The following is a 26,005-nucleotide window of genomic DNA, read 5'->3' as shown; positions in this document are numbered from 1 at the left end:
CACCCTCACCACCACCCTCAAGGGCCGGCCTCCGGGTTTTCCACAGGGCTCAGGACCGGGGTGGCGGCAGGGCCGCGTGCGGCGGAGCCTGGTGGTGTGGACGGACACGACCTGCTGCCTTCCCTGCCGCGGAGACTGTGGGCGGCCCTGCTCGACCTCCTGCTGCCGCAGTCCTGCGCCGGGTGCGGGGGGTCTTCGGGACCCCTGTGCGGACAGTGCCGCGCCCTGCTGGAGCGGCGACCGCACCTGTGCGCGCCCCGGCCGGGCTGCCCTCCGGTGTGGGCCGCGGGCCCCTATGCCGGGCTGTACCGGAAGGTGCTGCTCGCCTACAAGGAGGGCGGAGCCGACGCGCTGGCGGCGCCTCTGGGGCGGTGTCTGGCGGCGGCGTACGAGGCGTCGGGGCTGGCCGGACCCGACACCGTCCTGGTTCCCGTGCCGGGGCGAGGGCCGCCGCACGACCCCCGGGCACCGGTCGCCAGGCTGGCGGCGGCGTGTCCGGCCAGGGGCGGCGGACAGGTGCTCCCGCTCCTGCGCCACCGGGGCCGGGCCCGTCGCCAGGCGGGGCTGGACCGGGCCGGGCGGCTCGCCAACCGCAGGGGCGCGTTCACCGCGGGAAGGGTGCCGAACGGGGTGGCCGGGGCGCCGGTGGTCGTGGTCGACGACGTCGTCACCACGGGGGCGACGGTGGCCGAGGCGGCGCGTGCGCTGGGGGAGGCAGGCCTGCGGGTGGTCGGTGCCGTCGCACTCACCGAACGGGCGGCCCGAGGCCGACCCGGCCCCGGGAGGCGGCGGGAGAGAAGGTTTTACCCACACTCCTGAAGAAGCGAAAAGTCCATGTGCACAGGGCTTTGTGATGTTTCTCGAAGGGTTGTTCGGCCCGATGCCACCTGACATCCTCGCCTCGACACGTTACCGTCACGGTATGGCACCCGTCCGGGTCCGTGGTTGCGTCGGAGGATCGGCGTCCCTGGGAGCACCAGGGCGCTCCTTCGGCAAGCCGATGCCAGGCGCAGGCGAAACGGCCCACGTAAGGCGACTTTTCGTCGTCCGATCACGGTGCGCCTTAGAGGTAAGCCCTGCCCCGCTGAGGGTCCCGATGTCCCTCAAGCCCGGGAGAAGAGCAGTAGTCGCGTTCAAGAGCGGCGAAACTCTCAGCAGGCGGATGTGGGGACGAAGACCAGGTCGGCCGGACGGGTGGCTGTCCATCGGGGGGTTCATCGAGAACGGTGGACCCCCGCAGGTGCTTCCCCTCGGCATGCCCTTCCCGGTGCCCCCTGCCCGCCTCTCCTCTCCCGCTGTCCCCTTCCCCGGCCGTGTGCGGCCGGGCCGAAGGTCCCCGGCCGGGCCCCGGAGGTCCTCACCGATCACGTGCGTGTGGCGTGTGATGACTGTGCTTTTGCTGGGTATACGCACTTTCAAGCGAGATGTGGCCCGTGCGGAAACGGGTCAGGAAAGGGGCTGGGAGCGCATGACGCCCTCTTCCGTCCCCCGAACGGCGGAGAGGGATGCAGAACCGAGCATGGCCGCCGCCTGAGCGGCGGGTCACGCGACAAAGGGGGTCCTATGGACATCATCGTCAAGGGTCGACACACCGCTGTGAGTGACAAGTTCCGGCAGCACGTCGAGAACAAGCTCGACAGGCTCTCCAAGTGGGAGCGCAAGGGCATGACCATCGACGTGGAGGTGTCCGCGGAGCGCAACCCCAGGCTCGCCGACATCGGAGAGCGGGTTGAGCTGACCATCCACACCAACGGCCCGGTCATCCGCAGCGAGGCGGCCGCGAGCGACCGCAACTGCGCCCTGGACCTCGCCATCGACAAGATCGAGGCCCGCCTGCGCAAGGCCGCGGACCGGCGCAAGAACCACCGCGCCCACCGCGTCCCCGTCACCGTCCCGGCCGGGGCCGTCCCCGGAGACCTGGCCCCGGAGCCTCCGGGACCCGTCGCCACGACCCCCGCCCCGCGCACCGGCGAGGAGGCCGCCGTCCCGGAGGAGGGCGGCTCCTCCGAGGAGTTCGTCGAACTCGACACCCAGGGCGCGATGCCCCTCATCGTGCGGGAGAAGGTCCACCGGGCCAAGCCCATGAGCATCGACCAGGCCCTGCTGGAGATGGAGCTCGTCGGGCACGACTTCTACCTCTTCCACGACGAGGCCAAGGACGCCCCCAGCGTCGTCTACCGCCGCAAGGGCTTCAACTACGGTGTCATCCGCTTGACCGACTAGGCCCTGCTTCCGGGAGGCTCTCGCCGCATCGGCGGACGGCCGACCAGGCGCCTCCTCGCGCGGCGGGGAGCGCAGCTCGGCCTGGTCGGCCCCGCAAGCTCCTCCGGCGCGCGCGGGGCGCCCGGCGGCCGTGCGGCCCGCGACGGTCCGCGCAGCAGGGCTCAGGGCGTGTCCGGCGGACGCCGCCCGCAGTCGGCGGTGTCCCGGTGTGTTTCCGCCACGGAGGAGGACCTCGCCGTACGGCGAGGCCCTCTCGTCCTCCGGTCCTCGCGGCCACGGCGGAGCAGGCGCACGGGGAGCGCGGAAGGACAGGGCCGCGGCGGGCCCTGCCCGCCGCGGTCACTGCCGGGGCACCCTCTCCGGGGCGCCCCGGGAAGGATCAGCTGTCGCCGGAGCCGGGCCTGACGATGTCCTGCTTCGCGGCCTTCCCCTCCCGGATCCGGTGCAGCGGGGTGTCGTGCCGCTCCTCGGGCTCCACCCGCGGCGGGTCCAGCACCACGTCGCCGAAGAGGTCGAAGGCGAGGGCCATCACCAGCGCGGCCACCAGCAGGATTCCGCTGATCACCAGCAGGGTCACCGACATCCCCGTGGCGACGGCGAAGCCGGCGACCACGAACCCCGCGATGGCCAGGCCCACCGAGATCCACGAGGTGAGCCTGCCCCGGTGGCTGTTGGTCGGGGCGAGCGTGCCGCCCTGCCGCTGGAACCCCCGGATACGGCCGAACTCCTCCTCGTTGTCAGGTCTGCGGCCCTCCCAGGCCAGACCCGGGTCCTCCTCGTCGGCCGGTCCCGAGGACGGGTGTCTGCGGCCCGAGACGAAGTCGTCCACGATCTCGACCGGTGTGCGCGGCGACGGAGCTCTGCCCGTCTCCTGCGTCTCCGGATCCCGGATGCCGTCGTTCTTCCTCGCTCGCATGGTGATTCCCCCGGAATACACATCGCGTTCGACGGTCCGGCCGTCCCCCTGGCCGGGCCGTGCCTAGACTGGGATCTACCCATCCACAAGGGAGAAACTCGCCGATACAGGGCGGAAGAGCGCGGGCCCCTGCCGTGACAGTTGGAAAACGGTGAGAATCCGCAGCCCCGCACACCCCCTTCCGGCGCCGGGCGCCGGCGGTCCCGCCTTTCCCAGAGGGAACATACGCAGCGGTTTCTGTCGTTGTCGCACGGGGAAGGGACGGCCTCCGCCACCGGTGCGAGAGGGTGGGCATGTGATTCGCGTCCCCTAGGATGTAGGGCCGAGGGCCCAGGACCCCGCCGCCCTCCGCGGCCACACGCAAGCGGTCAGCGGGCCTAGACCTGATCTCCACGTGTCCGTGGAGCCAACCGCGATCTGCGAGGAGCGCATAGGAAGTGCCAGGGATACTCAGCAAGCTCCTGCGCGCGGGTGAGGGAAAGATCCTGCGCCGGCTCAACAAGCTGAAGGACCAGGTCAACTCGCTCGAGGAAGACTTCGTCGACCTCACCGACGAGGAACTCCGGGACCTCACCCGGGAGTACAAGGAACGCCACGAGGACGGCGAGTCGCTCGACGACCTCCTGCCGGAGGCCTTCGCCACGGTCCGCGAGGCGGCCAAGCGCACCCTGGGCCAGCGCCACTTCGACGTCCAGATCATGGGCGGCGCCGCCCTGCACCTCGGCAACATCGCGGAGATGAAGACTGGTGAGGGCAAGACCCTGACCGCGACCCTGGCCATCTACCTCAACGCCCTGACCGGCAAGGGCGTCCACGTCGTCACCACCAACGACTACCTGGCCCGCCGCGACGCCCAGAACATGGGCCGCGTCTACCAGTTCCTCGGCCTCGAGGTCGACGTGGTCAGCCCCAACATGACCCCGGCCCAGCGCCGCAAGGCCTACCAGGCCGACATCACCTACGGTACGAACAACGAGTTCGGCTTCGACTACCTGCGCGACAACATGGCGCTGTCGCTCAAGGACACCGTCCAGCGCGGCCACTACTTCGCCGTGGTCGACGAGGTCGACTCCATCCTCATCGACGAGGCCCGCACCCCGCTGATCATCAGCGGTCCCTCGGAGCAGAACTCCCGCTGGTACGGCGAGTTCGCCAAGATCGCTCCCCGCCTCAAGCGCGACGTCGACTACGAGGTCGACGAGAAGAAGCGCACGGTCGGCATCACCGAGTCCGGTGTGGCCAAGGTCGAGGACTGGCTGGGTATCGACAACCTCTACGAGGCGGTCAACACCCCGCTCATCAGCTTCCTCAACAACTCCCTCAAGGCCAAGGAGCTGTACAAGCGGGACAAGGAGTACATCGTCAAGGACGGCGAGGTACTCATCGTCGACGACTTCACCGGCCGTGTCCTGGCGGGCCGCCGCTACAACGAGGGCATGCACCAGGCCATCGAGGCCAAGGAGCGCGTCAAGATCAAGGACGAGAACCAGACTCTCGCCAAGATCACCCTCCAGAACTACTTCCGCCTCTACGAGAAGCTCTCCGGTATGACCGGTACCGCCGAGACCGAGGCGGCGGAGTTCCACCAGACCTACGGCATCGGCGTGGTGCCCATTCCCACGAACAAGCCGATGGTCCGCAAGGACGTCAAGGACCTCGTCTACAAGTCCGAGGAAGGCAAGTTCCAGGCGGTCGCCGAGGACATCGCCGAGCGCCACGAGGCGGGGCAGCCCGTCCTGGTGGGCACCACCAGCGTCGAGAAGTCCGAGCTGCTCTCGCGCATGCTCAAGCGCGAGGGCGTTCCGCACGAGGTCCTCAACGCCAAGAACCACGCCCGTGAGGCCGCGATCATCGCCCGCGCGGGCAAGAAGGGCGCGGTCACGGTCGCCACCAACATGGCCGGCCGCGGTACCGACATCATGCTGGGCGGCAACCCCGACTTCCTCGCCGACGAGGAGCTCCAGGAGCGCGGCCTGAGCCCGCTGGAGACCCCCGAGGAGTACGAGGCGGCCTGGCCCGAGGCGCTGGAGAAGGCCAAGGCCGAGTACGAGGAGGAGCACGAGAAGGTCGTCGAGCTCGGCGGCCTGTACGTGCTCGGCACCGAGCGGCACGAGTCCCGCCGCATCGACAACCAGCTGCGCGGACGCTCCGGCCGCCAGGGCGACCCCGGTATGTCCCGCTTCTACCTGTCCCTCCAGGACGACCTGCTGCGTCTGTTCAACAGCAGCCGTCTGGAGGCGTTCATGAACCAGCTGAACATCCCGGACGACCAGCCCATCGAGTCCGGCATGGTCAGCAAGGCGATCGCCTCCGCCCAGGGCCAGGTCGAGGCACAGAACTTCGAGATCCGCAAGAACGTCCTCAAGTACGACGAGGTTCTCAACCGCCAGCGCAAGGTCATCTACGCCGAGCGCCGCAAGGTCCTGGAGGGTCAGGACCTGCGCGACCAGATCATCTCGATGCTCGACGAGGTCCTGCGCGGTTACATCGCAGAGGAGACCTCCCAGGGCGATCCGAGCGACTGGGACCTCGACAAGCTGTGGCGGGCCTTCAAGCAGGTCTACCCGATCAGCTTCACCGTCGACGAGTTCATCGAGGAGAACGGCGACCTCCACACGCTCACCAGCGAGATGATCGCCACCCAGGTGCTGGAGGACGCCCACGTCGCCTACGAGGCACGCGAGGCCGAGCTCGGTGAGGAGGCCATGCGCGAGGTCGAGCGCCGGGTCATCCTCCAGGTGATGGACCGCAAGTGGCGCGAGCACCTCTACGAGATGGACTACCTCCAGGAGGGCATCGGCCTGCGCGCGATGGCCCAGCGCAACCCGCTGATCGAGTTCCAGCGCGAGGGCTTCGACATGTTCCAGCAGATGCTGGAGGCCATCAAGGAGGAGTCGGTCGGCTACATCTTCAACGTGGAGGTCCAGGTCCGCAAGAAGGAGGAGCCCGCCCTCACCGCCGCGTCGGCCGCCGCGACCGCCGCCGCGATGGGCGGTTCCTCCGGTGCCGCGACCCTGGCCACCGCGGTGCAGGAGGACGAGGAGGCCGCCGTCGCCGAGGCCCCCGACGAGGAGGCCGAGGCCGCCGAGGACGTGGTCGTCCCCGGCTTCGGCGAGGGCCGGCCGAGCAAGCTCCAGTACTCCGCCCCGAGCGAGGACGGCTCCGTCGAGCAGCACAGCGAGGAGAGCGACGAGTACGCGGGCACCCCGCGCAACGCGCCGTGCCCCTGCGGCTCCGGCAAGAAGTTCAAGAAGTGCCACGGTGACCCGTCGGCCAGGTAGCCGGCACCGCCACCGACGCCGCGGGCGCGGCTCCTCCCGAGGAGCCGCGCCCGTCGGCGTTCCGGCCGGGTCAGGTGCCGGGGTCCTTTTGTTCGGGGGCCCCGGCGGAGGAAGGCGGCTCCTGCGCGGCCGCCTCCTGTGCGGCCGCCTCCTCGGGCTCGTCCTCCCGGCCCGGGGTGGGCAGGCGGAACCTGGTGATGAGCAGGTAGAAGATCCCGAAGTAGACGGCGAAGTACACCGCCCCCAGCAGCAGGATCAGGCCGAGCCCGGAGGTGTTGTCCTTCGTCACGTTCAGCAGCAGGTCGATCAGGCCTGCCGAGAAGCCGAAGCCCAGCTGGGCGTCGAGCGCGTTGAGCACCGCCATCGACACACCCGTGAGCACGATGTGCACGGCGAAGAGCACCGGCGCCACGAAGATGAACGCGTACTCCACCGGCTCCGTGATCCCCGTGACGAACGCCGTGAGCGCCGCCGGGATCATGATCGACCCGATCTGGGCCCGCTTCGCCCTCGGCACCGCCATCCACATGGCCAAGGCCGCACCGGGCAGGCCGAACATCAGCACGGGGAAGAATCCGGCCAGCATTCCGCCCGCGTCGGGGTCGCCCGCGAAGTAGCGGGTGATCTCGCCGTGCGACACGTTGCCCTCGGCGTCGGTGTAGGTGCCCGACACGAACCACACGAGCGAGTTCACCACGTGGTGCAGCCCCAGCGGCAGCAGCAGGCGGTTGACCACGCCGTAGGCACCCGCGCCCAGTGCTCCCAGTCCGACGAACCATTCGCCGAGATCCTGGATCCAGCCGCCCACCATGGGCCAGAGCAGGCCGAGGAGCACACCGATGACCAGGCCCGCCAGAGCGGTCGCCATCGGCACGAACCGGCGTCCGCCGAAGAAGCCCAGCCAGGTGGGCAGCTTGATCCGGTGGTAGCGCTGCCACAGCAGGGCCGCGACCAGACCCATCACGATGCCGCCGAGCACGTCGGTGGGGTTCTTCACCGCGTGGTCGATCACCGCGGTGACGCTCTCGACCGCCGCGGGATCGGTCACCGGTTCACGTGTCACCGGGTCGACCGGCAGCGGATACGCGGTCAGCCGTGACCCGAGGTCGCCCTGGGGGCCGTCGTAGGTCACCATCGTCCACGTGGCCACCCTGTCGAAGACCAGGTAGCCCACGACCGCGGCCAGCGCGGTGGAACCGTCCGCCCGCCTGGCGAAGCCGATGGCCACACCGATGGCGAACAGCAGGGGGAGAGCCTGGAAGACCGCGTCACCCGCGGTGCCGACGGCTCCCGCGACGGGTTCCATCCAGCCCATCCCCGGGAGCCCGGCCAGGCCGTCGGCTCCCAGAAGGTCGGGCTGGCCCAGCCGGAGCAGGATCGCGGCGGCGGGCAGCACCGCGATCGGCATCATGAGGCTGCGGCCCAGCCTCTGGAGCACCGCGAGTGTGCTGGACGGGCGTTTCCCCGTCCGCTCGCGGGCGGTCGCGTTGTCCGAACTCATGGGGGGTACCTCCTCGGACGTGCGCCTCGTGGGCGCGGCTGGGTCAGTCGCCGTGCCGCCGCGGGTCCAGCCGGGAGTGCAGCTGGTAGCGGTCGGCCCGGTAGGTGGACAGTGCCAGTTCCACGCACCGCCCCTTGGCGAAGCTTCGGCGCTGCATCACCAGCACCGGGCTTCCGGCGGGGAGACCGAGGAGCCGGGAGTCGGCGGAGTCGCAGATCCCCGCCTCGATCGTCTGTTCCCCGGAATCCAACAGGATGTCGTACTCGTTTTCCAGTACTTCGTACAGAGACCGCTCGGAGAGGTCGAAGTCCTCCAGCCGCGGGACCATGGCGGCGGGGATGTTGGAGCGCTCCACGGCCATGGGCTCGTCGTCGGCGGTGCGCATGCGCTCGATGTGGTGCACCAGGGTGCCCGGTTCGATGTCGAGCATGCGCGCGGTGTGCCCGCTGGCCGGGATGATCCGGCGGATGAGCTCGCGGGCGCCGGGCTCGTAGCCGCGGGTGCGCATGTCCTCGCTGAAGGAGGCCAGCACCAGGGACATCTCGATCTTGGGACGGGCGACGAAGGTGCCCTTGCCCGGGACCCGGTAGAGCCGCCCCTCGGACACCAGCAGGTCGATGGTCTGGCGGACGGTCATCCGGGAGAGCCCGTAGGCGCTGCTGAGCTCCCGCTCGGACGGGATCATGTCGTCCACGCCCAGGCTCGCCATCCGGTCCAGGAGCAGGTCGCGGAGTTGGACGTATTTGGGCAGCGGGTTGCCGGGGTCGATCGACATGGGCGGGAGGCCTTCCCGGTCGGCGGGCGGACGGTGGGTCTGTTCGGGTGAGCTGCTCGAATCTAACGCGGGGCAGGGCTTTCGCGTACCCCCGAGCAGCGGGGGAGCGGCCGGGGGCGGTGCTCCGGGCCCGGGGGAGGCGCCTGGTATGACTGGTATAGTCCGGACTAGACCATAGCTCCTTTTCTGTGTCAATCCACCCGAGGCGGTCCATGCTGCCTCCGGGCGCCCGGACTCCGCCACACACCAGGGGAAGGCTCTCCATGACCACCAGTACCATGCGTGCCGAGATCGCCGAGCAGCCCGAGGCACTGCGGCGCACCCTCGCGGAACTGCTTCCGCTCCGCGGTGAGATCGAGGCGCTGGGCCGCTCCACCAGGCACGTGCTGTTCATCGCCCGGGGTTCCTCCGACAACGCCGCCGTCTACGGCCAGTACCTCCTCCAGGTGCACGGCGGCCGCCTGGCCGCGCTCGGCGCCCCCTCCGTCGCCACCTCCTACGGTGCCAAGGCGGACCTCTCCGGTGTCCTTGCCGTCGCCGTCTCCCAGTCGGGCAAGACCGAGGAGATCGTCGAGACCATGCGCTGGGCGGCCGACTGCGGTGCCCGTACCGTCGGCGTCACCAACGGCGCCGACTCCCCGCTGGCCAACGAGAGCGACGTCGCCCTGGTCACCCGGGCGGGCAGCGAGGTGGCCGTACCCGCGACCAAGACCTACAGCACCCAGCTGGCCGCGCTCGCGGTCCTGGCCCTGGGGCTGGGCGGCGGCAGCCTCGACCCCGGGGACCTGCAGCGGGTCCCCGACGCACTCGACGAGATCCTGGCCGCCCCCCAGGACTCCCTGGAGGAGATCACCGAGCGGCTGACCGCGGTGCAGGGCATGGTCGTCACCGGCCGCGGCATCGCCCTCACCACCGCCCTGGAGACGGCGCTCAAGCTCAAGGAGGCGTGCTACCTGCACGCCATGGGCATGTCCTACGCGGACCTGCTGCACGGTCCCATCGCCATCCTCGACCCGCGCACCCCGGTACTCCTGGCCGCGGCCTCCGAAGGACCCGTGCTCCAGGGCACGATCGCCCTGGCCGAGCGCGCCCGCAGCGCCGGATCTCCCGTCTTCGGCATCGGCGGCAAGGAGCTGGCCGCCGCCACCGACCTGTCGCTCCAGGTTCCCGACCTGCCCGAGTGGGTCGCCCCGATGGGTCTCATCCTCCCCGCCCAGCTGCTCACCGAGCGGCTCGCCCGCCGGCTCGGATCCGACCCCGACGTCCCCCGCGGCCTCAACAAGGTCACCCAGACCACCGGCTGACCCGGGAGGGAGCGTGGACCCTGGCGTGAGAGGCCCCGCGCACCTAAGCTCGCCGGAGCGGGGGGCGTCCCCCTTCCCACGGTCAGGAGGTCACATGGCGGACAAGGCAGCGGCGATCGTCGCGGGTCTGGGCGGTGCCGGCAACATCGAGGACATCGAGGCGTGCATCACCCGCCTGCGCACCGAGGTGGCCGATCCCGGGCTGGTGGACGAGAAGGCGCTCAAGGCCACGGGCGCCCATGGCGTCCTGATGTCGGGAAACGTCGTCCAGGTGGTCGTCGGCCCCGAGGCCGACAGCCTCACCGACGACATCCGCGACATCATGGACGCCTGAATCCGGTCCGGTACACGAATCGACGGGTGCGGGGCCGGATGAAGTCCCGGAGAAGGGGAAGACCACTTCCATGCCAGATGTGACCGGCGCCCTGGGCGTCGTCTCCCCCGTAGCCGGAACCGCGCTGTCCCTCGGGACGGTGCCCGATCCGGTGTTCTCCCAGGGAATGGTCGGCCCCGGGGTCGCCATCCACCCCGAACCCGGTCAGGAGGGCGGGCAGGAGGGATGGCAGGACGCGGTGTCCCCGATCGCGGGGACCCTCGTGAAACTGCACCCCCACGCCTTCGTGGTGATGGCGCCCGACCGGCGCCGGGGCGTGCTCGTCCACCTGGGCATCGACACCGTCCAGCTCGGGGGCGAGGGCTTCGAGCTGCTCGCCTCCGAGGGTGACGAGGTCGAGGCCCGCACGCCGGTCGTCCGCTGGTCCCCGGGCGGGGTCGCCGCCCGGGGGAAGCCCTCGGTCGTGCCGGTCGTCGCGCTGGACGCCGGGCCGGACGCCCTCGCCGACATCGCCGAGGGCGCGGTCCTGCGGGGAGATCCGCTCTTCCTCTGGAGGTGACCGCCGCGCGCGATGCCGCTCCGCACCGCGGAAGGCGGTAGTCTCCGGCGAGTCCGGTGATCCTCTGGAGATGAAGCCCGCATGAGACTGCCCGCTCCGTACGCCCTGGCCTGCGTCGGACTCGCCCTGTCCACCGCCGCCTGCACGCTCCTCGGGGAGGTGAATCCCTCGGAGGAGGACGGCGGTTCCCCGACCGAGGAGTCCTTCGAGCCGGTTCTGGCGCCCCGCCTGCTCGAGGAGATGGACCTCGGCGACAAGATCGGCCAGCTCATGGTGCTGACCGCCCAGGGGACCACGGCCGCCGAGAACGCGGCCCTCATCGAGACCTACCGGCCCGGCGGGCTCATCTACTTCGACGCCAACCTCACCGGTGCCGAGCAGATCGCCTCGCTGTCGGCGGGGGTCCAGGAGATCGCCGCGGAGCAGGGCGCCGGCGTGCCGCTGTTCCTCGGCATCGACCAGGAACAGGGGCTGGTCGCACGGCTCCCGGTGGGCACCTCCTTCCCCGACGCCATGGCGGTCGGGGCCACCGGGGACACCGGGCAGGCCGTCCTGAGGGCCACCACCACGGCCGCCGAACTGAACGCGCTGGGCATCAACCTCAACTACGCCCCGGTCGCCGACGTCAACACCGACCCGGACAACCCCGTCATCGGTATCCGCTCCTTCGGCTCCGACCCCGCCCTGGTCTCGGAGATGGCGGTCGCCGAGGCCGGAGCCTACGCGGAGGCCGGCATCGTCCCCGTCGTCAAGCACTTCCCCGGCCACGGCGACACCGACGTGGACAGCCACACCGGCCTGCCGGTCATCGACATGCCCCGCGACGAGTGGGAGGCCGAACACCTGCCGCCGTTCCGGGCCGCGGTCGACGCGGGAGTCGACGCGGTGATGACCGCCCACGTGATCATGCCGCAGCTGGACGCGGGCACCGACCCCGCCACCCTGTCGCCGGCGATCATCGACGGCATCCTGCGCGGCGAGCTCGGCTACGACGGCGTGGTCACCACCGACGCCCTCAACATGGAGGGCGTGCGCCAGGACCACACCGACGGCGAGATCGCCGTCCGCGCCCTGGAGGCGGGCGTGGACCAGCTGCTCATGCTGCCGGACCCGGCCGCCGCCGTCGCCGCGATCACCGAGGCGGTCGAGCAGGACCGCCTCACCGAGGAGCGCATCGACGAGTCCGTGCTCAGGGTGCTCGTCCTCAAGGAGAGGCGCGGGGTGCTGGAGGCCGACCCCGTCGACCCGGCGGCGGCCGAGGCCGCGCTGTCCGACCCCGCCCACGCCGAGGCCGCCCAGACGGTCGCCGACGCCTCCGCCACCCTCGTGCGCAACGAGAGCGGCCTGCTGCCCCTGGCCGCCGGGGCGCGCGTGCGCGTGGAGGGGACGGGCGCCGACCGCCTCGCCGGCGCCCTGGCCGAGGCGGGCCTCGAAGTGGTCACCGAGGGCGCCGACGCGGTGGTCGTGGGCACGAACGGGGCCCGGGGCTCGGCCGAGCAGAGCGCCCCCGTCGAGGCGGCCCGGGCCCAGGGCCTGCCGGTGGTCGTCGTCGCCCAGGGCGGCCCCTACGACCTGGAGGCCTTTCCGGGGGTCGAGGGGTTCATCGCGGTCTACTCGTCCGTGGACGTGTCGCTGGCCGCCGCGGCCGGGGTGGTCGCGGGCGAGGTGGAGCCGACCGGGACGCTGCCGGTGGACATTCCCGGCGCGGATGTCGCAGCGGGCACCGGCCTGGGCTTCTGAGCGGTTGAGGCGGGCGGGAAACGGGAAGAACCGTTGCCCGCCCGACCCCGAGGAGAAGGGAGGCGACCGGATGGACGGCATCCGCCGAGGAGTCATCTCCGACTGGTGCGGCGTGCTCACACCGCCGCTGCCCGACGGCATCCGGTCCTGGCTGAAGGCCGACCGGATCGACATCGACCACTACTACGAGGTGACGCGCCCCTACTTCGACGGCAGCCTGGCCGAGAACCCGGTCCACGCCCTGGAGAGGGGCGAGATCGACACCTGCGAGTTCGAGCGGCAGCTGGCCGGGCTGCTGCGCTCCGTCCACGGCGGCCCGGTCGTCGCCGAAGGGCTGCTGACCCGCATGTTCGCCGGCTTCGACCCGGTGCACGACATGTACGAGGTGCTGCGCGAGGCGCGCCGGGCGGGCGCGAGCACCGCGGTGCTGTCCAACTCCTGGGGCAACGGCTACCCGCGGAGCCACTTCGCGACCACCTTCGACGCGGTGGTCGTCTCCGGCGAGGTGGGTATGCGCAAGCCCGAGCCGCGCATCTACCTCCACACCTGCGAACAGCTCGGACTGTCCCCCGAGGACTGCGTGTTCATCGACGACCTGGAGTCCAACGTCCGCAGTGCGGAGGAGCTCGGTATGGCCGGCATCGTGCACACCGGGGTGGAGAGCACCCGGCGCGCCCTGGAGGAGTTCCTGGCCCCCGGCCGACGGACGCAGGCGGTCTGAGCGGAGCGAATGTTTCGGAAGGGGACCGGGGCTTGGCACACTTTCTGGGTGTCCGTCCCCGTCCCGGAGAGTCGCATCCATGTACGTCTTCCTGCCCAGCACCGTTCCCGCCCTGGCCGCCGTTCTCGCCGAGGGGCGGGTGGAGGGGGCGCCGCTGACCGCCTTCGCGGCCGACCCGGGGCCGGGCGGTGACGCAGAGGAGGCCGAGTACGAGGCGATGTACGCTGCGGCGGAGGCCTCCCTGGCCCTGCTGGCCGCCGACCCGGCCGCCCCCCGCCGCAGGGTCGTGCTCTCCGCGAACCTGGCCGACCACCTGGTCGCTCGCGAGGCCCGCGAGGCCGGGGGAGTGGTCCGCGTCCGCGTCACCGGGCACATCCCGCTCAAGCGCCTGGCCTCCGCCCACGTCGACGACGCCGATGCCGCCGCCGACATCGCCCGAGCCGCCGAGGACCCCGGTTCGGACGCCGCCGACGGGCACGAGCTGATGTGGTACGCCCTGCAGGAACTGCCTCATCTGGTGAAGGAGTAGGCGGTACGGCACAATGGGTTGGTCCGCGCAGCGTCGACCCGAGGAGTCCGTCATCAGCCGACTGGTGCTATGGAACATCGATCTCACGCTCCTCGACGCCGGCCAGGTCATGAGGGCCGCCTACGCCGAGGCGTTCGAGAAGGTCACCGGTGAGCCGCTGGTCTACCTGACGTCCGCGGCCGGACGCACGGACTCCGAGATGTTCTTCGAGTTCTGCGCCCGCAACTACGTCGACACCGAGCCCGACACCGGCACCCTGTCCCGCTTCCTCTCCGAGCTGGAGACGGCCTTCGCCGCGCGCGGCGACGAGCTCCTCTCCAAGGGACGGGCCATGCCGGGGGCGCAGGCCTCGCTGGCGGCCGTGGCGTCGCTGCCCGACACCGTGCAGACCGTCGTGAGCGGCAGCACCCGGGCCACGGCGACCACCAAGTTGGCGGCCTTCGGCCTGGACTCCTACCTGGACCTGGAGATCGGCGGGTACGGGTCGGTCAACTACCCCAAGTCCACCCTCATCCAGTCCATCCGGCTGCACGCCAAGGGCGAAGGCGGCGGGATGTACACCGAGGAGGAGACGGTGCTGTTCACCGACAACGCCCCCGACGTGCGGGCGGCGCTCATCGGCGGAGCGGTGCCGGTCGGTGTCCTCAACGGCCCGGCGACGGAAGGGCAGCTGCGCGACGCGGGGGTCCGGACCGTCCTGCCCGACCTGACCGACCCCGGCGCCGTGCGGACCGCTGTCCACCAGGCGACGGGCCGGTAGCCGGAGACGGCCTGCCCGCCCCGCTCCTCCGCCGGTGACCGCCGCGTGCCGGGGTCGTGCCTGCTCCCGCAGGTAAAACCCAGTAGCCTGTCCCTGGGCGAGGCGAACGACAAAGACGTCAAGAGCCTCCGGTTTCCTGCCCGCATACACAGGTCACTTCTGTCAACAACAGTTCCGCGGCCCCTCGCTGTCCGAGGTACCCGCGGAGGAACACCTACCGGTACAGAGATCTCCGGTGCGTACAGAGTCCGTACGGCCGGGTGGATCCATGATGTTCGTACGACGCTCACAAAGGAGTGAGAAGGTCACATGTCCGGACAATCCGACGTCATGCTCAAGAAGCTGCTCAACGACGCAGCCGCCCAGTGGTCGCCGGGGGATCGGCTCAGCCCGGAGGACGCCGACGCCGTCCGCCGCTTCCTCCCCCTCTACTACCGCCACGTCGACCCCGAGGAGATCGCGGGCCGCACCCCCGCCCAGATCTGCGGCCCCGCCGAGGCCCACCGCGCCCTGGCCGCCCATCGCACCCCCGGCCGGGCCAAGGTCCGCGTCTACACGCCCTCGGCCGACGCCGACGGCTGGGAGCAGCAGAGCAGCGTCGTCGAGGTCATCACCGACAACGCCCCCTTCCTGGTCTCCTCCGTGACCATGGCCCTGCGCGACCTCGGCACCGCGTCCCGACTGGTCGTCCACCCCCAGATCACCGTCGATCGCGACCTCGAGGGCAACCTGCGCCGCATCGACCCGGAGCTCGGAGGCGAGGGGCCGCTGCCGATCGACGAGTCGTGGATGCACATCGAGATCGACCGGCAGAGCGACCCGAAGCGGATCAAGGAGATCACCGACCGCGTCGAGTCCGTCCTGGCCGATGTCCGCCACGTGAACGAGGACGCCGCCAAGATGCGCGACCGCGTCGTCCGCGTCGCCGACGAGCTCGCCGCCTCCCCCGAACGCCTCGCGGCCGGCGGCGTCGACCCCCGCGAGGTCGGCGAGAGCGTCGACTTCCTGCGCTGGGTCGCCGAACGCCAGTTCGTCTTCATGGGCTACCGCGAGTACAGCCTCGTCACCGACGAGAACGGGGACGACGCCCTGCGCCCCGAACCGGGCACCGGACTCGGCCTCCTGCGCATGGACTCCCCGGTCTCCACCAGCTTCGCGGCCCTGCCCCCCGAGATCAGGTCCAAGGCTCGCGAGCCCTACATCCTGGTCCTCACCAAGGCCAACTCCCGCTCCACCGTCCACCGGCCCAAGTACCTGGACTACATCGGCGTCAAGAAGTTCGACGAGCAGGGCAACATCGTCGGTGAGCGCCGCTTCCTCGGTATGTTCACCCCCCAGGCCAACTCCACCGCCCTGTCCCAGATCCCCATCCTGCGCCGCAAGCAGGCGGAGGTCCTGGCCCTGGCCGGGTTCGAGGCCGACAGCTACGACGGCCGCGACCTCGTCGAGCTCCTGGAGACCTTCCCCCGCGAGGAACTCCTCCAGATCCCGGTGGGCGAACTCCACAACATGGTCCACGGCGTCCTGCGCCTGCGCGACCGGCGCGGCACCAAGCTGTTCATGCGCCGCGACCCCTACGGCGGCCGCTACATGTCCTGCTTCGTGTACATGCCGCGCGACGAGTACAGCACCCGTGTGCGCCTGGAGGTCCAGAAGGTCCTCACCGACGCCTTCCAGGGCGCCAGCACCGACCACAACGTCATGATCGGCGCGGCCCCGCTGGCCCGCCTGTACCTGGTGGTGCGCGCACAGCACGGGCAGACCCTCGCCGACATCGACCAGTACGCCCTCGAGGAGAAGGTCCGCCGGGCCGCACGCTCCTGGGACTCCGATCTCGCCGACGCCCTCGCCGAGGCCTTCGGCCCCGACCTCGCCACCGGGTACAAGGAGCGCTACGGCGGCGGTCTCACCGAGGCCTACAAGGTCGACAACGGCCCCGAGGCCGCGGCCACCGACATCGGCGAGATCGAGGCACTCCTCCGCCGCACCGAGGAGGACGAGGTCCAGGGCGCCTTCTCCGCCAGCCTCTACCGGCGCGGGGACGCCGACACGTGGCGCTTCCGCCTCTACCGCATCGGCGCCCCCGTCTCGCTGTCGGACGTGCTGCCGGTCCTGGAGCACCTCGGCGTCGAGGTCGTCGACGAGCGGCCCTACGACATCACCGTCCGCGGCGTGGGCCGGGTGTGGATCTACGACTTCGGCCTGGGCGCCCTCCCGGCCGGGGACCTGGCACCGGAGCGCCTCAAGGAGCTGTTCGAGGAAGCCTTCACCGCCTCCTGGCTCGGTCTCGGGGAGTCCGACCGCTTCAACGCCCTGGTCGTCCGCGCCGGCATCGACTGGCGTCAGCTCACGGTGCTGCGCGCCTACGCCAAGTACCTGCGCCAGACCGGGTCCACCTTCAGCCCCGACTACCTCGCCGACGTCCTCGTCGCCCACGCGGGGATCGCCGAGATGCTGGTGGAGCTGTTCCGCGCCCGCTTCGACCCCGACCGGCCCGACGACGACCGCGACGAGCGCTGCGAGGCCGTCGTGCGCAAGATCGAGGGCGAGCTGGAGTCCGTGGCCAGCCTCGACCACGACCGCATCCTGAGGTCCTTCCTGGCGGCCATTCTCGCCACGATGCGCACCAACCACTACCAGGGCCGCCCCTACCTGACTCTCAAGCTCGCCCCGCAGCAGATCCCGGACATGCCCCACCCGCGGCCCCGGTCCGAGATGTACGTCTACTCCCCGAGGGTGGAGGGCGTCCACCTGCGCTTCGGCGCCGTCGCCCGCGGCGGCCTGCGCTGGTCGGACCGCTTCGAGGACTTCCGCACCGAGATCCTCGGCCTGGTCAAGGCCCAGACGGTGAAGAACTCGGTCATCGTCCCCTCCGGCGCCAAGGGCGGCTTCGTCTGCAAGCGCCTGCCCGAGAACGCTCCCCGCGAGGAGGTGATGGCCGAGGTCGTCGCCTGCTACAAGGACTTCATCAGCGGGCTGCTCGACGTCACCGACAACCTCGTCGAGGGCCGCACCGTCCACCCCGAGCGCACCGTCCTGCACGACGGCGACGACTCCTACCTGGTGGTCGCGGCGGACAAGGGCACCGCGACGTTCTCCGACACGGCCAACGGCATCGCCCAGGAGCGCGGCTTCTGGCTCGGCGACGCCTTCGCCTCCGGCGGCTCGGTCGGCTACGACCACAAGGCCATGGGCATCACCGCCCGCGGCGCGTGGGAGTCGGTCAAGTACCACTTCCGGGAGATGGGCGTCAACGTCCAGGAGGAGCCCTTCACCGCGGTCGGCATCGGCGACATGTCCGGCGACGTGTTCGGCAACGGCATGCTGCTGAGTCGGAAGATCCGGCTCGTGGCCGCCTTCGACCACCGCCACGTGTTCCTCGACCCCGACCCCGACCCCGAGGTCTCCTGGAACGAGCGCAAGCGGCTGTTCGACCTGCCCCGCAGCAGCTGGGCCGACTACGACGCCTCCCTGATCTCCGAGGGCGGCGGCGTCCACCCGCGCACCGCCAAGTCGGTGCCCCTCACCCCGCAGGTGCGCGAGGTCCTGGGCATCGAGGAGGACGTCACCGCGCTCTCGCCCGACGAGCTCATCCAGCGCGTGCTCACCGCCCCGGTCGACCTGCTGTGGAACGGCGGCATCGGCACCTACGTCAAGGCGAGCACCCAGTCCCACGCGGAGGTCGGCGACAAGGCCAACGACACGCTCCGCGTCGACGGCTCCGCCCTCCGGGCCAAGGTCGTCGGAGAGGGCGGCAACCTGGGCATGACCCAGCCGGCCCGGATCGAGTTCGCCCGTGCGGGCGGCCGCGTCAACACCGACTTCATCGACAACTCGGCCGGTGTGGACACCTCCGACCACGAGGTCAACATCAAGATCATGCTCGACCGCGAGGTGCGGGAGGGCGACCTGGAGCGGGAGGAGCGCGACAAGCTCTTCATCGGCATGACCGAGGAGGTCGCCGGGCTGGTCCTGGACAACAACTACGCGCAGAACACGGTGCTGGCCACCGCGCGCAAGCAGGCCTCCCAGATGCTGCACGTCCACGCCCGCTACATGCGGCACCTGGAGCGCACCAAGGTCCTCAAGCGCAAGCTGGAGGACCTGCCCTCCGACAAGACCGTCGCCGAGCGGCGGGCCGCGGGCCTGGGCCTGACCGGACCCGAGTTCGCGACGCTGCTGTCGTACACCAAGATCAGCCTCAAGGAGGAGGTCGCCGTCACCGGTCTGGCCGACGACCCCTACCTGGCCGACGCCCTCGTGGAGTACTTCCCGGAGCCGCTGCGCACGGAGCGCTTCGCCGAGGCGGTGGCCACCCACCCGCTGCGGCGCGAGATCATCGTCAACCAGGTGGTCAACCAGATGGTCAACCGCTCCGGACTGACCATGGCCTTCCGCCTCAACGAGGAGCTGGGCTCCAGCGCCGCGGACATCACCCGCGCCTACCTGGTGGCCCAGGACGTGCTCAACCTCCGCCGGCTCTGGGAACAGGTGGAGGAGCTCGAGCACCGGATCCCCGTGGACGTCCAGCTGACACTGCTGCTGGAGACCCGCAAGCTCGCCGAGCGCGCCACCCGGTGGCTGCTGCGCAACCGCTCCTTCCCGTTCGACATCCGCAGCGAGATCGGATTCTTCGCGGAGGTGGACGGGATCATGCCCCGCCTGGAGGGGCTCCTGCGCGGTCGTGACCGGGAGGCGTTCGCCGAGCGCCGCGACCGCTACGTCTCGACGGGCGTGCCGGTCGAGCTGGCGGAGAAGGTCGCGGCCATGGTGCCGGCCTACTCCACGCTGGACCTGGTGGAGATCGCACACCGCACCGGGCAGCCGGTCGAGCGGGTCGCCGAGCTGTACTTCGCCCTGGCCGACCGGCTCAACATCAGCTGGTGGCGCGAGCGGATCGTCGAGCTGCCGCGCGACGACCGCTGGGGGACCATGGCGCGGGGCGCCCTGCGCGACGACCTGTACGCGGCGCACGCCGACCTCACCGGCCGGGTCCTGGAGTCCGGAGAGGCGGGTGAGCCGACCGGGGCCCTGATCGAGTCCTGGATGGAGGACAACCGCGAGACGGTCGACCGGGCCGGCATCACCCTGTGGGAGATCCAGGAGCACGAGCGCTTCGACGTGGCCACGCTGGCGGTGGCCGTGCGCTCCTTCCGCTCCCTGGTCGGATAGCACGCGGAGGGAGGGGTCCGCCGCTCGAGCGGCGGACCCCTTCCGCGTTCCCGCGGCTCTTCCGGGCGGGCGGATCCGGTGGGGAGCGTCCTGCCCCCTTCCGGCCCGAGGAGGACGCACCGGGACACCGCTCGCGACGGGCGGCACCCACCGAACACGCCCTAGACTGATCGCGTGGCAGAACTGGACCCAGCTGAGAAGATCAAGGACCTCGCGGGGACGCTGGAGAGCGTCACCGCCGTGTTGGACCTGGAGGCGATGCAGACCCAGATCGCCGAACTGCGCGAGCAGTCCGCCGATCCCGAGCTCTGGGCGGACCAGGACAACGCGCAGAAGGTGACGCGCAGGCTCTCGGGTCTGGAGTCCGTCGTCAACAAGGTCACCGGTATCGGGCAGCGCCTGGAGGACCTGGCGGTGCTCTACGAGCTGGCCGAGGTCGAGGACGACCCCGACACCCGGGACGAGGCGGACCGCGAGCTCGAACAGCTCCGCAAGGAGGTCGGCGAGCTGGAGGTGCGCACCCTCCTCAACGGACCCCACGACGAGCGTGAGGCCATCGTCACCATCAACTCCCAGGCCGGCGGTGTCGACGCCGCGGACTGGGCGCAGATGCTCCAGCGCATGTACCTGCGCTGGGCCGAGCGCAACGGCTACCCCACGGAGGTCTACGAGACCTCCTACGCGGAGGAGGCCGGCATCAAGTCCACCTCGTTCGCGGTCAAGGCACCCTTCGCCTACGGCACCCTGCGCGGGGAGCACGGCACCCACCGCCTGGTGCGCATCTCGCCGTTCGACAACCAGAACCGGCGCCAGACCTCCTTCGCCGGTGTGGACGTCGTCCCGATGGTGGAGCAGAGCGACCACATCGACATCGACGAGTCCGAGCTGCGCGTCGACGTCTACCGCTCCTCCGGACCGGGTGGCCAGGGCGTCAACACCACCGACTCGGCCGTGCGCATCACCCACCTGCCCACGGGCATCGTGGTGTCCTGCCAGAACGAGCGCTCGCAGCTGCAGAACAAGGCGACCGCGATGTCGATGCTCCAGGCCAAGCTGCTGGCGCGCAAGCGCGAGGAGGAGCAGGCCGAGCTCGACGAGATCCGCGGTGACTCGGTGAGCAGCTGGGGCACCCAGATGCGCAACTACGTGCTGCACCCCTACCAGAGCGTCAAGGACGTGCGGACCGGGGCCGAGACGGGCAACACCGCCGCGGTGCTGGACGGGGAGATCGACGAGTTCATCGACGCCGAGATCCGCTGGATGCGCAGCCGCGAACGCGCCGACGAGAACTGAGGGAAAAGGACCGGGGCCCTGTAATATCCGCCTTCCAGGTGCCCTCACCCCCGGGTGGGGGCACCCTCTGTGACAGAGGTGGTGCCAGTTGTGAGAAACCGGGGTCGAGGGGGAGTCCCGTGTCCCAAAGGTGATGCTTGCGACTCCGCAGTTTTACCGAAACTACTATATGTGAACGTTATCATCGGTTGACACCTCCGATATGCTCATGGCTGTTGTCCGACGGTGCCCTGAATCTCCCGATGAGATGAGACCTGGACAATCCGGGCCGCTTATCCCTCTACACTGTCGGTTGGCCGTACGGCCGGTACGATCCCGCGCGGAGCCCTCTCCCTGTCGGGTGCCCATACCTTCGAGAACCTTGTGATGCGCCTGTGATCCACTTCGACAACGTCACCAAGGTCTATCCGACCCAGAAGCGCCCCGCGCTCGACGGCGTTTCCATTGACGTAGACAAGGGCGAGTTCGTCTTCCTGGTCGGCCCGTCCGGCTCGGGAAAGTCGACCTTCCTCCGTTTGGTGCTCAAGGAGGAGAAGCCCGACAAGGGCCGCGTGCACGTGGCGGGCAAGGACCTCGCGCGCCTGTCCAACTGGAAGGTCCCGCACCTGCGCCGCCGCATCGGCTGCGTCTTCCAGGACTTCCGGCTGCTGCCGAACAAGAATGTCTTCGAGAACGTCGCCTTCGCGCTGGAGGTCATCGGCAAGCCCCGCCGCTTCATCCGCAAGGTCGTGCCCGAGGTCGTCGAGCTCGTCGGCCTGGAGGGCAAGGCCGGCCGGATGCCCGGTGAGCTCTCCGGCGGTGAGCAGCAGCGCGTCGCGATCGCCCGGGCCTTCGTGAACCGCCCGCAGATCCTGCTGGCCGACGAGCCCACCGGCAACATCGACCCGGCGACCTCCATCGGCATCATGAAGGTCCTGGACCGAATCAACCGCACGGGTACCACCGTCGTCATGGCGACCCACGACGCCGCCATCGTCGACTCGATGCGGAAGCGCGTCATCGAGCTCGAAGAGGGCATTGTGGTGCGCGACCAGATGCGCGGAGTCTACGGCCAGGCGTACTGACCTTCGGCACGCCCGGCGCCGGGCGGCCCATACCGCTGCGAGGACCGGCGCGGCGAAGCTCCCAAGGATGGACCTTTAACAGATCATGCGAGCACAATTCGTTCTCTCCGAGACGTGGATCGGCCTGCGCCGAAACCTGACGATGACCATTGCGGTCATCACGACGGTCGCCATTTCCCTCGCTCTCTTCGGTGCGGGTCTGCTGGTCAACCAGCAGGTGTCCGAGATGCGCAACTACTGGGACGAGCGGATCACGCTCACCATCTACATGTGCAACGACATCTCGCCGACGCAGACGTGCCAGGAGAACGGGCCCGCGACCGATGAGGACCGCCAGGCTCTGGAAGGCCGCCTGGAGGGTCTGTCCCAGGTGGAGGACTTCCGCTACCTGACGGCCGCGGAGGCCTGGCAGGACTTCCAGGAGCGCCTGGGTTCCTCCAACGAGGCCCTTGCCGCCGCCGCCCAGGAGGGCGACATCCCCGACAACTACCGGGTGCAGCTCACCAACCCGGAGTTCTACGACACGGTGCGCGCGGAGGTCGAGGGCGCCCCGGGCGTCGACACCGTCTCCAACGACCAGCAGGTCCTCGAGCAGTTCTTCGGACTCCTCGACGGCCTCAAGTGGGCCGCCCTGGTGGTCGCGGGCTTCCAGCTGGCCGCGGCCGCTCTGCTGATCGGCAACACCATCCGCCTGTCGGCCTACAGCCGCCGCCGCGAGACCGGCATCATGCGCCTGGTGGGTGCGTCGAACTTCTACATCCAGCTGCCGTTCCTCCTCGAGGGTGCGATCGCCGGCCTCATCGGCGGTCTCATCGCCTCGGGCTTCATCGTCGCCACCCGGTTCACGCTGCTCGGTCAGATCGAGGACTGGTTCCAGTTCGACATCGCCCTCAGCACCGGGGCGCTGTTCTACGTCATCGGCGTCTCGCTCATCCTCGGTGTGCTGCTGTGCACCATCACCTCGTTCCTCACCCTGCGCAGGTACCTGAAGATCTGACGCGGGGCCGCCAGGAGCGGGACAACGACCACCCGGGGGGCCTCGTGCCCCCCGGACGTATTGAAGGGACATCTCTGTGGCGCGGGAAACCGGGCGCAAGCTCATCGCTCAGAACCGGCGTGCCCGGCACGACTACCACATCGACGAGACCTACGAGGCCGGTCTCGTCCTCACCGGTACCGAGGTGAAGTCGCTCAGGCAGGGCAAGGCATCCCTCGTGGACGGGTTCGCCCACATCAGCGACGGCGAGGTGTGGCTGGAGAACGTGTACATCCCGGAGTACCTCCAGGGGACCTGGACAAACCACGCAGCCCGGAGATCGCGTAAGCTACTGCTGCACCGCGGGCAGATCTCCCGGCTCATCGGCAAGACCCGTGAACCGGGATACACGCTGGTCCCGCTGTCGCTGTACTTCAGCGACGGTCGGGCCAAGGTCGAGATCGCTCTGGCCCGCGGCAAGCGCGAGTACGACAAGCGCCACGACATCGCCGAGCGTGAGGCCAAGCGCGACATGGAACGTGCCTTGCGCCACCGAAACCGATAAGGCGCCCGAAAGGAACACACACGGTGTCCCCCCGTCCCCTCGGCCGGTTCACGGCCGCCGGCAGCGGCCTGCTCCTCGCCGCCACCCTGGCCGCGTGCACGCCGAACCCCAGCCCGGAGGTGGCGGTCAGGTCCTTCCTGCTCGCCTGGCAGGACGGCGACCTCGCACAGGCCGCCACCTACACCGACGGATCCCCCGAGGAGGTGGAGCGGGCCCTCAAGGACATGAGCGAGCAGCTCGACCTCGCGTCCCTGCGCTTCGGGATGGGGCCGGTCTCCCAGGAGGGGGACAGCGCCTCCGCGGAGTTCGACGTGCAGGCCGACCTCGGCATCGGCGACCCCACCTGGGAGTACACCGGCCGGATGTCCCTGGCGTGGGGCGCCGACGGCTGGCGGATCGCCTGGTCGCCCAGTGTCCTGCACCCCGAACTCAGCGACGAGGAGAGGCTGGCGGTCAGCTACGAGATCCAGGAGCGCGGCCAGATCCTCGACCGGTCCGGCCGACCCCTGGTCTCCGCCGACCGCGTCACCGCCTTCGGCGTCGTCCCCGCCGAGATGGAGGACAAGGAGGCGGGCGTCACCCAGCTCGCCGAGCTTCTCGACGAGGACCCCGGACCCCTGCTGAACCGGGTGCGCTCCGCGCCGCCCGAGCAGTTCCAGCCGCTCGTCCTCATGCGCGACGTGGACCCGTCGCTGCTCGACGAGGCGGGCCGCATCCCCGGCGTCGACGTCGAGGAGATGGAGATCAACATGACGCCCACGGCGGCGCCCTTCCTCGTCGGCGAGGTCGCGGGCACCGCCGAACACCGGGTCTCCTCCCGCGTCCCGGGGCCCTACCAGGCCGGCGACACGGTGGGTCTGAGCGGTCTGCAGAACATCTACCAGCACGAGCTGGCCGGTTCGGCGACCACGCAGGTCGTCACCCTGGACTCCGGGGGCCAGGTGACGGACGTCCTGGAGGACTGGGAGGGCGAGCGCAGCGGGGTCGTCGAGACCACCCTCGACCTGGACGTCCAGAGGGCCGCCGAGCACGCACTGAGCTCCCTGCCGGGCAACGGCTACCTGGTGGCCGTGGACACGGCCACCGGCGGGATCCTGGCAGCCGCCGGCGGTGAGGGCGCGGCCGACGACGCGGCGCTCGCGGGCTCCTTCGCGCCGGGTACGGCCTTCACCCCCGTGGCTGCGCTGGCGGCACTGGAGTCGGGTGCGGTGACCGCCTCCGACCCGGTGCCCTGCGACCAGCAGACCCAGGTGGGCGACCGGACCTTCACCAACCCGAGCGGCGGGTTCCTGTCCGGGGAGCCGGACATCGCCCGCAACATCGCGTTCAGCTGCAGTGTCGGTTTCGCGGAGCTGGGCACCGAGGTCGGTGCCGAGGCGCTCGCCGGGACCGCGGAGCGCCTGGGCATCGGCCAGGAGTGGCAGCTGTCCGTCCCGTCGGACTCGGGGACCGTCGAGGTTGCCGCGGACGAGGCGGCCGTGGCCGCCGCGATGGTCGGTGAGGAGGGCGTGCGTGTGAGCCCGCTGGCGATGGCGCTGGCCGCCGCGGCCGTCGCCGACGGGGCCTGGCACGAGCCCTTCCTGGTCGGTGAGGGGTCCGAGGGCACCTCCTTCGACGAGGCCCATCTGGCCCCGGTGCGGCAGGGGCTGCGCGACGCGGTGGTCGAGCGCATGCCGATGCTTCTCACCGCCGGCGGAGAGGAAGAGCTGCACGGCCAGGCCGCCCGGGTGGAGCAGGACGACACCTCGCTCCACTGGTTCGTCGGCTACCAGGGCGGAGTCGCCTTCGCGGTCGTCGCCGAGGTGGACCCCAGCGTGACGCTGGTGCAGCAGCACGCGGTGAACACGGCCCAGGCCTTCCTCGGCGGCATGGCCAACGGGGTGCCCGAGACGACCGAGGCCGGAGCGGAGACGTGGCAGGCCCCGCTCGGCGAGGAGACCTCGCTCGCCGAGGCCGACCTCACCGGTGGCGGCGCGCCCGGCTGGTAAACGAAACTTCCCGAACTGTCCCTAAAGGGACAAGGAACGGCTCTCCGGGCAACCTTCCGGAGGGCCGTTCGCGTCTTTGGGGGTGAGCTGGTCCCGCAACAGGGGGTAGCGGGCCAGTGTGAGAGAGGCAGGACCTCATCTCGGGGGAGATCCTGCCGGTTCCCAACGGTCGGTCCGACCCTGCCGACCGGCCCCCGCGGGTGATGCGTCGACCGCTCTGGAGTCCGCCCCGCGGGGGTTTCTCCCTGTCGGGAAGAGCTGTCGGAAGAAATTTTCAGGGGCGGGAATCAGCTTGGCCCCCGCT

Annotated in this window: 19 protein-coding genes; 16 read left to right on the top strand and 3 right to left on the bottom strand. The window is 70.3% G+C overall.

Annotation, left to right across the window (positions count from 1 at the left end):
* The first annotated feature begins 96 nt into the window (after positions 1–96).
* Both FHS13_RS03380 and hpf read left to right on the top strand, forming a co-directional pair.
* On the top strand, positions 97–819 hold the full coding sequence (locus FHS13_RS03380; RefSeq protein ID WP_184287307.1) for a phosphoribosyltransferase family protein: 723 nt from the start codon (positions 97–99) through the stop codon (positions 817–819).
* Positions 820–1,563: 744 nt separating this feature from the next.
* Positions 1,564–2,223: a ribosome hibernation-promoting factor, HPF/YfiA family gene (gene hpf, locus FHS13_RS03375; protein ID WP_184287304.1), complete on the top strand. Its 660-nt coding sequence runs from the start codon at positions 1,564–1,566 to the stop codon at positions 2,221–2,223.
* A 379-nt stretch (positions 2,224–2,602) separates the two neighbouring features.
* Here the strand turns inward: hpf and FHS13_RS03370 are convergent, their stop codons facing one another.
* Positions 2,603–3,139, bottom strand: coding sequence for a hypothetical protein (locus FHS13_RS03370; RefSeq protein ID WP_184287301.1), 537 nt, complete (start codon positions 3,137–3,139; stop codon positions 2,603–2,605).
* Between the two features lie 437 nt (positions 3,140–3,576).
* Here FHS13_RS03370 and secA point away from each other — a divergent pair, with 437 nt between their 5' ends.
* Positions 3,577–6,420: a preprotein translocase subunit SecA gene (gene secA, locus FHS13_RS03365; protein ID WP_184287297.1), complete on the top strand. Its 2,844-nt coding sequence runs from the start codon at positions 3,577–3,579 to the stop codon at positions 6,418–6,420.
* A 70-nt stretch (positions 6,421–6,490) separates the two neighbouring features.
* On the opposite strand, the gene FHS13_RS03360 is transcribed toward secA, so the two are convergent.
* Together FHS13_RS03360 and FHS13_RS03355 are read right to left on the bottom strand one after the other, a co-directional pair.
* Positions 6,491–7,921, bottom strand: coding sequence for a PTS transporter subunit EIIC (locus FHS13_RS03360; RefSeq protein WP_184287295.1), 1,431 nt, complete (start codon positions 7,919–7,921; stop codon positions 6,491–6,493).
* Between the two features lie 43 nt (positions 7,922–7,964).
* Positions 7,965–8,696, bottom strand: coding sequence for a GntR family transcriptional regulator (locus FHS13_RS03355; protein WP_184287292.1), 732 nt, complete (start codon positions 8,694–8,696; stop codon positions 7,965–7,967).
* A gap of 278 nt (positions 8,697–8,974) precedes the next feature.
* Here FHS13_RS03355 and FHS13_RS03350 point away from each other — a divergent pair, with 278 nt between their 5' ends.
* The 13 genes from FHS13_RS03350 to FHS13_RS03290 all read left to right on the top strand — a co-directional run bounded on the left by FHS13_RS03350 (position 8,975) and on the right by FHS13_RS03290 (position 25,701).
* Positions 8,975–10,000: an SIS domain-containing protein gene (locus tag FHS13_RS03350; RefSeq protein WP_184287961.1), complete on the top strand. Its 1,026-nt coding sequence runs from the start codon at positions 8,975–8,977 to the stop codon at positions 9,998–10,000.
* Positions 10,001–10,094: 94 nt separating this feature from the next.
* Positions 10,095–10,334, top strand: coding sequence for a PTS sugar transporter subunit IIB (locus tag FHS13_RS03345; RefSeq protein WP_184287289.1), 240 nt, complete (start codon positions 10,095–10,097; stop codon positions 10,332–10,334).
* A 70-nt stretch (positions 10,335–10,404) separates the two neighbouring features.
* A complete protein-coding gene (locus tag FHS13_RS03340; RefSeq protein WP_184287286.1) occupies positions 10,405–10,893 on the top strand; it encodes a PTS sugar transporter subunit IIA in 489 nt (162 codons plus the stop codon).
* A gap of 81 nt (positions 10,894–10,974) precedes the next feature.
* On the top strand, positions 10,975–12,633 hold the full coding sequence (locus FHS13_RS03335) for a glycoside hydrolase family 3 protein (RefSeq protein ID WP_184287283.1): 1,659 nt from the start codon (positions 10,975–10,977) through the stop codon (positions 12,631–12,633).
* Between the two features lie 70 nt (positions 12,634–12,703).
* The gene (locus tag FHS13_RS03330; RefSeq protein WP_184287280.1) at positions 12,704–13,354 is read left to right on the top strand and encodes an HAD family hydrolase; all 651 of its coding nucleotides are present in this window, start codon (positions 12,704–12,706) and stop codon (positions 13,352–13,354) included.
* A gap of 79 nt (positions 13,355–13,433) precedes the next feature.
* On the top strand, positions 13,434–13,883 hold the full coding sequence (locus FHS13_RS03325; RefSeq protein WP_184287276.1) for a DUF6912 family protein: 450 nt from the start codon (positions 13,434–13,436) through the stop codon (positions 13,881–13,883).
* Positions 13,884–13,896: 13 nt separating this feature from the next.
* Positions 13,897–14,643 carry an HAD family hydrolase gene (locus FHS13_RS03320; RefSeq protein ID WP_184287274.1) on the top strand — a complete coding sequence of 249 codons (747 nt, stop codon included), beginning with the start codon at positions 13,897–13,899 and terminating at the stop codon, positions 14,641–14,643.
* A 309-nt stretch (positions 14,644–14,952) separates the two neighbouring features.
* A complete protein-coding gene (locus FHS13_RS03315; protein WP_184287271.1) occupies positions 14,953–19,815 on the top strand; it encodes an NAD-glutamate dehydrogenase in 4,863 nt (1,620 codons plus the stop codon).
* 174 nt (positions 19,816–19,989) lie between these two features.
* Positions 19,990–21,108, top strand: coding sequence for a peptide chain release factor 2 (gene prfB / locus FHS13_RS03310; protein WP_184287268.1), 1,119 nt, complete (start codon positions 19,990–19,992; stop codon positions 21,106–21,108).
* A 374-nt stretch (positions 21,109–21,482) separates the two neighbouring features.
* On the top strand, positions 21,483–22,172 hold the full coding sequence (gene ftsE / locus FHS13_RS03305; protein WP_184287265.1) for a cell division ATP-binding protein FtsE: 690 nt from the start codon (positions 21,483–21,485) through the stop codon (positions 22,170–22,172).
* Between the two features lie 85 nt (positions 22,173–22,257).
* The gene (gene ftsX, locus FHS13_RS03300; RefSeq protein WP_221442283.1) at positions 22,258–23,169 is read left to right on the top strand and encodes a permease-like cell division protein FtsX; all 912 of its coding nucleotides are present in this window, start codon (positions 22,258–22,260) and stop codon (positions 23,167–23,169) included.
* 76 nt (positions 23,170–23,245) lie between these two features.
* Entirely contained in the window at positions 23,246–23,713 is a 468-nt protein-coding gene (gene smpB, locus FHS13_RS03295; protein ID WP_184287259.1) for an SsrA-binding protein SmpB, read from the top strand.
* Positions 23,714–23,736: 23 nt separating this feature from the next.
* Positions 23,737–25,701 carry a penicillin-binding transpeptidase domain-containing protein gene (locus FHS13_RS03290; protein ID WP_184287256.1) on the top strand — a complete coding sequence of 655 codons (1,965 nt, stop codon included), beginning with the start codon at positions 23,737–23,739 and terminating at the stop codon, positions 25,699–25,701.
* Positions 25,702–26,005: the final 304 nt, after the last annotated feature.

Origin of the sequence: Nocardiopsis algeriensis, assembly GCF_014203695.1 — a bacterium.
Taxonomy (GTDB): Bacteria; Actinomycetota; Actinomycetes; order Streptosporangiales; family Streptosporangiaceae; genus Nocardiopsis; species Nocardiopsis algeriensis.
This window is presented reverse-complemented; position numbering and strand designations above follow the sequence as displayed.

Bases quoted from the DNA above. Each gene is read 5' to 3' on its own strand.
- hpf (WP_184287304.1), top strand. From the start codon at position 1,564: ATGGACATCATCGTCAAGGGTCGACACACCGCTGTGAGTGACAAGTTC.
- FHS13_RS03370 (WP_184287301.1), bottom strand. From the start codon at position 3,139: ATGCGAGCGAGGAAGAACGACGGCATCCGGGATCCGGAGACGCAGGAG.
- FHS13_RS03360 (WP_184287295.1), bottom strand. From the start codon at position 7,921: ATGAGTTCGGACAACGCGACCGCCCGCGAGCGGACGGGGAAACGCCCG.
- FHS13_RS03355 (WP_184287292.1), bottom strand. From the start codon at position 8,696: ATGTCGATCGACCCCGGCAACCCGCTGCCCAAATACGTCCAACTCCGC.
- FHS13_RS03350 (WP_184287961.1), top strand. From the start codon at position 8,975: ATGCGTGCCGAGATCGCCGAGCAGCCCGAGGCACTGCGGCGCACCCTC.
- FHS13_RS03345 (WP_184287289.1), top strand. From the start codon at position 10,095: ATGGCGGACAAGGCAGCGGCGATCGTCGCGGGTCTGGGCGGTGCCGGC.
- FHS13_RS03340 (WP_184287286.1), top strand. From the start codon at position 10,405: ATGCCAGATGTGACCGGCGCCCTGGGCGTCGTCTCCCCCGTAGCCGGA.
- FHS13_RS03335 (WP_184287283.1), top strand. From the start codon at position 10,975: ATGAGACTGCCCGCTCCGTACGCCCTGGCCTGCGTCGGACTCGCCCTG.
- FHS13_RS03330 (WP_184287280.1), top strand. From the start codon at position 12,704: ATGGACGGCATCCGCCGAGGAGTCATCTCCGACTGGTGCGGCGTGCTC.
- FHS13_RS03325 (WP_184287276.1), top strand. From the start codon at position 13,434: ATGTACGTCTTCCTGCCCAGCACCGTTCCCGCCCTGGCCGCCGTTCTC.
- FHS13_RS03320 (WP_184287274.1), top strand. From the start codon at position 13,897: ATGGGTTGGTCCGCGCAGCGTCGACCCGAGGAGTCCGTCATCAGCCGA.
- FHS13_RS03315 (WP_184287271.1), top strand. From the start codon at position 14,953: ATGTCCGGACAATCCGACGTCATGCTCAAGAAGCTGCTCAACGACGCA.
- ftsX (WP_221442283.1), top strand. From the start codon at position 22,258: ATGCGAGCACAATTCGTTCTCTCCGAGACGTGGATCGGCCTGCGCCGA.